Below are 4,090 nucleotides of genomic sequence, written 5' to 3'. Positions count from 1 at the left end.
AATACGAAAATTCGCGCGGGGTTTTACGTTTTGTCATAATTTCTTACTTTTTTTATAGTCAGAATTGTGACAAGCTAAATCCGTATAAGACATTTGGATGGGTGAATGAAGAATATTTAGGACATTGTTGGTCATACCCATAATTAATAAATCCAACGAATGGTTGTACCCTCATGAATTGTTACTTTCGATAATCGTTCTTTGTTAGTTTAATATCCAGCAATGTCTTCTGAGGGGCTTTCCCAGAGTGATAGGTATAACGAAAATTGAATCCTGCATCTTTGTATGCTTTGGTGTTCGTTTCATTCTTTACAGCTTTTAGCAGCGTTTGGACCAATTGTTTCTTGTTGGATTCGATAATCTTAGGATTATCCGCTTCATTAAAGATACTATAATAGTAACGAATGGTTCGAGTATCGGTATCAAAACTCATACTATCCATACGTGTATTATTCCTTATTGGTGTTGGACATCTTTTTGTTGTGTACTCTTTACATTCTTTTGCCACACGTTCTTCCAAATTTTCCTGACAAGCAACCGGTATCAGAAAAATTAGGAATAATGGAATTAGTTTCTTCATGTCTTTATGTTTATATGATAAAAAGATAAGATGACCTCACAATTAGATATTCTTTACCCATGAGCTCGCCGTTGCAAAGATAAGCTTTTTTGCGCATTTTTATAAATTGTTCTTTCTTATTTCTCGTTTTTTATTGGTAAATTTGCATAATAAAAGATAATACCCCCAATGGAAAATATAAGAAATTTTTGCATCATTGCACACATAGATCATGGGAAATCTACATTGGCAGACCGCCTTCTTGAATATACAAATACCATCCAAGTAACGGCAGGTCAGATGCTGGATAACATGGATTTGGAACGTGAGAGAGGAATTACCATTAAAAGTCATGCCATCCAAATGGAATACGAGTATCAAGAAAAAAAATATATTCTGAATTTGATTGATACGCCGGGACATGTAGATTTCTCATACGAGGTTTCGAGAAGCATAGCGGCTTGTGAGGGAGCCTTGCTAATTGTTGATTCTACTCAAGGAGTGCAAGCTCAGACTATATCCAATCTTTATATGGCCATAGATCATGACTTGGAAATAATTCCTATTGTTAATAAGATAGATATGCCCAACGCCATGCCTGAAGAGGTGGAAGATGAAATCATTGAACTTATTGGCTGTGAACGAGAGGACATTATTCGTGCCAGCGGAAAAACGGGCGATGGGGTTTCCAAGATATTGGAAGCAATCGTTGAACGCGTTCCGTGTCCCGTTGGTGATAAAAATGCTCCTTTGCAAGCATTGATATTCGACTCCATATTCAATTCTTTCAGAGGCATCATCACTCTATGCAAGGTGACAAACGGAGTGATTCGAAAAGGCGATAAGGTAAAGTTTGTTCAAACGGGTATGGAATATGATGCAGATGAGGTGGGGGTGTTAAAAATGGACATGAAGCCTACCAAAGAATTATCAACGGGAGAAGTGGGCTATATTATTTCCGGAATAAAAAATGCCACAGAAGTAAAAGTGGGAGATACCATTACTCATATTGAGCAACCTTGCGAACAAGCCATTGCCGGTTTTCAAGTGGTGAAACCCATGGTATTTGCCGGTGTGTATCCGATTGATCCCAATGATTATGAGAATTTGCGCGCTTCATTGGAAAAATTGCAACTCAACGATGCTTCTCTTACCTTTCTTCCTGAAAGTTCACAGGCTTTGGGATTTGGCTTTCGGTGTGGCTTTTTAGGTTTGCTCCATATGGAAATCGTACAGGAACGACTTGACAGGGAATTCAATATGGATGTAATAACTACCGTGCCCAACGTCAGTTACATGGTGTATGACAAGATGGGAGAAAGTAAGGAAGTTCATAATCCATCAGGATTGCCGGAGCCTACTATGATTGAACATATTGAGGAACCATATATAAAAGCTTCCATTATAACATCTGCTGATTATATCGGACCGATTATGACTTTGTGTTTGGATAAGAGGGGGGAACTCGTAAGTCAGAACTATGTCAGCGGCAATCGCCTTGAGTTGATTTTTATGATACCACTGGGTGAAATCGTGATTGACTTCTATGATAAGTTGAAAAGCATCTCCAAAGGATACGCGTCTTTCGATTATCACATCGATTCTTTTCGTCCGTCAAAACTTGTAAAGCTCGATATATTGTTAAATGGAGAGCCCGTGGATGCTCTTTCCACTTTGACTCATGAAAGTAACGCTGTTGGATTCGGGAGAAGAATGTGCGAGAAATTAAAAGAATTAATTCCAAGACAACAATTCGATATTGCCATACAAGCAGCCATAGGTGGGAAAATTATTGCGCGTGAAACGGTAAAACAAGTTAGAAAAGACGTAACGGCCAAATGCTATGGAGGTGATGTCAGCCGTAAACGTAAGTTATTGGAGAAACAAAAAAAAGGCAAGAAACGCATGAAACAAGTTGGTAATGTCCAAGTCCCACAGAAAGCGTTTCTTGCAGTGTTGAAATTGGACTGATTAACAGTGAAGGAGGAATTATTAATGAAAGAGACTATCGAGACCAGAGATATCGCACGCGAATTGGCGCGTAAATATAGTACGATGACCCATGACGAATTGGATGTTCTTGAAAGTATTCTCGTACCCATAAAATTTGCAAAAGGTGAAATGATATTAAAAGAAGGCGAAGTGTGTAAGAATATTTATTATATAGAGCACGGACTTATTCGTCAATTTTATTTCAAAAACGGAAAACAAATCACAGAACATTTGGGCGAAGACCGAACAATTTTCATGTGTATAGAAAGTCTTTTCAGAGAAGAGCCCACAAAACTTCAGGTTGAAGCTTTGGAATCGACGCTTGTTTTCGCTCTGCCGAAACATCGATTGGAACAAGTAGCCTTGCATAATGTTAATATTCAGATACTTTATCGTAAAATTCTTGAAGAAAGCCTTATCATTTCCCAAAAACACGCAGATCTTGTTCGATTTGAGACTGCTCAAGATCGATACAAGAAAATGTGTAAGATGAATCCGCAGGTAATTCTGCGCGCGCCTTTGGTATATATTGCAAGCTATTTGCAGATGACTCCCGAAACATTAAGTCGTGTAAGAGCATCGACGGTTCTTGACTGGTAATCCCCCTATTGTCTTTCCTTAAAAAAGTTGATTTGTAAAGTCAATGGTTGTTGGCATAATGGCATGTTCAACGGGGACTTGAACATTCCCAACGCCGAATACGGAGCACAGACTAATTTTATGAAAAAATCCCCCTCTTCACTCGAATGGAAGAGGGGGATTTTTCTAATTCTTTATGGGTTCACATTTTCGCCACCCGTTGTGCCACCCGTTGTGCCACCCGACGGCTTGGCTTTCTTCTTCTTTTGCTTCTCCACACGGAAGAACTCGACATTCTTAAGTTGGCGGAAATCGGTCGTTGGCGTGAAAATTATCTGCGTCTTCGAGATACACTCCGATGGCTTGAAATCCTCCTCTTTCTCTACCGCTTTCGATGTGAACGTGGGACGGAATGTGCCCAGCGGACCGCCATCGACGATGTAGCCTTGCGAACAAAGCTGGTTCAAAGTCTTGCGGAACTTGTAGAATACGGCTGCCACATCCGCCTGTCCGACGGTGGAATCCTCCACCATGCGCTCGCAAAGTTGGTCGAACGAAATACGCTGTTTCTGACAAACAGGGCTTGCCACAAACATTTCCTTGCCCTTCGACGGACCGAGAGCCATTTTTCGTTTGTTCAGTGAATAATCCATACTGCTAAAAAATTAAATGGTTAATAGATCGCATGGGCAACATTATCCGCACCCTTCGCAGAACCTTCCGTCCACGCGTCTGCCACAAAGATAGGAAAAAGATTTATTACTGTCCGCTAAACATCCCACATTTTTTATGAATTAGGGCTGACACTTCTCACGAGGTATCAGCCCTTTTTGTTATCTTTGCTTTTGTTTCCAAACTCAGATAACATGGGCAAAAGTACACATTTCTTCGGACAGCCGGTATATGGTCAGCTGATAAAATCTCTCGACCATGATAAAATAGTTGAAATAAGCCGTCGGA

4 protein-coding genes are annotated in these 4,090 nt (G+C 40.1%); 2 read left to right on the top strand and 2 right to left on the bottom strand.

Features of this window, described 5'->3' with window-relative positions:
- Positions 1–181 precede the first annotated feature (181 nt).
- The gene (locus ETF27_RS06060; protein ID WP_147785591.1) at positions 182–580 is read right to left on the bottom strand and encodes a hypothetical protein; all 399 of its coding nucleotides are present in this window, start codon (positions 578–580) and stop codon (positions 182–184) included.
- A 168-nt stretch (positions 581–748) separates the two neighbouring features.
- Between ETF27_RS06060 and lepA the strand changes: the two genes are divergently transcribed.
- Positions 749–2,530 (top strand): translation elongation factor 4, encoded by a 1,782-nt coding sequence (gene lepA / locus ETF27_RS06055; RefSeq protein ID WP_130828733.1) that lies wholly within the window; start codon positions 749–751, stop codon positions 2,528–2,530.
- Positions 2,531–2,554: 24 nt separating this feature from the next.
- Positions 2,555–3,151, top strand: coding sequence for a Crp/Fnr family transcriptional regulator (locus ETF27_RS06050; protein WP_130829722.1), 597 nt, complete (start codon positions 2,555–2,557; stop codon positions 3,149–3,151).
- A gap of 173 nt (positions 3,152–3,324) precedes the next feature.
- Here ETF27_RS06050 and ETF27_RS06045 read toward each other — a convergent pair whose 3' ends face one another.
- Positions 3,325–3,783, bottom strand: coding sequence for an HU family DNA-binding protein (locus ETF27_RS06045; protein ID WP_130828734.1), 459 nt, complete (start codon positions 3,781–3,783; stop codon positions 3,325–3,327).
- Positions 3,784–4,090 lie beyond the last annotated feature (307 nt).

Origin of the sequence: Prevotella brunnea (genome assembly GCF_008016795.1) — a bacterium.
GTDB lineage: Bacteria > Bacteroidota > Bacteroidia > Bacteroidales > Bacteroidaceae > Prevotella > Prevotella brunnea.
This window is presented reverse-complemented; position numbering and strand designations above follow the sequence as displayed.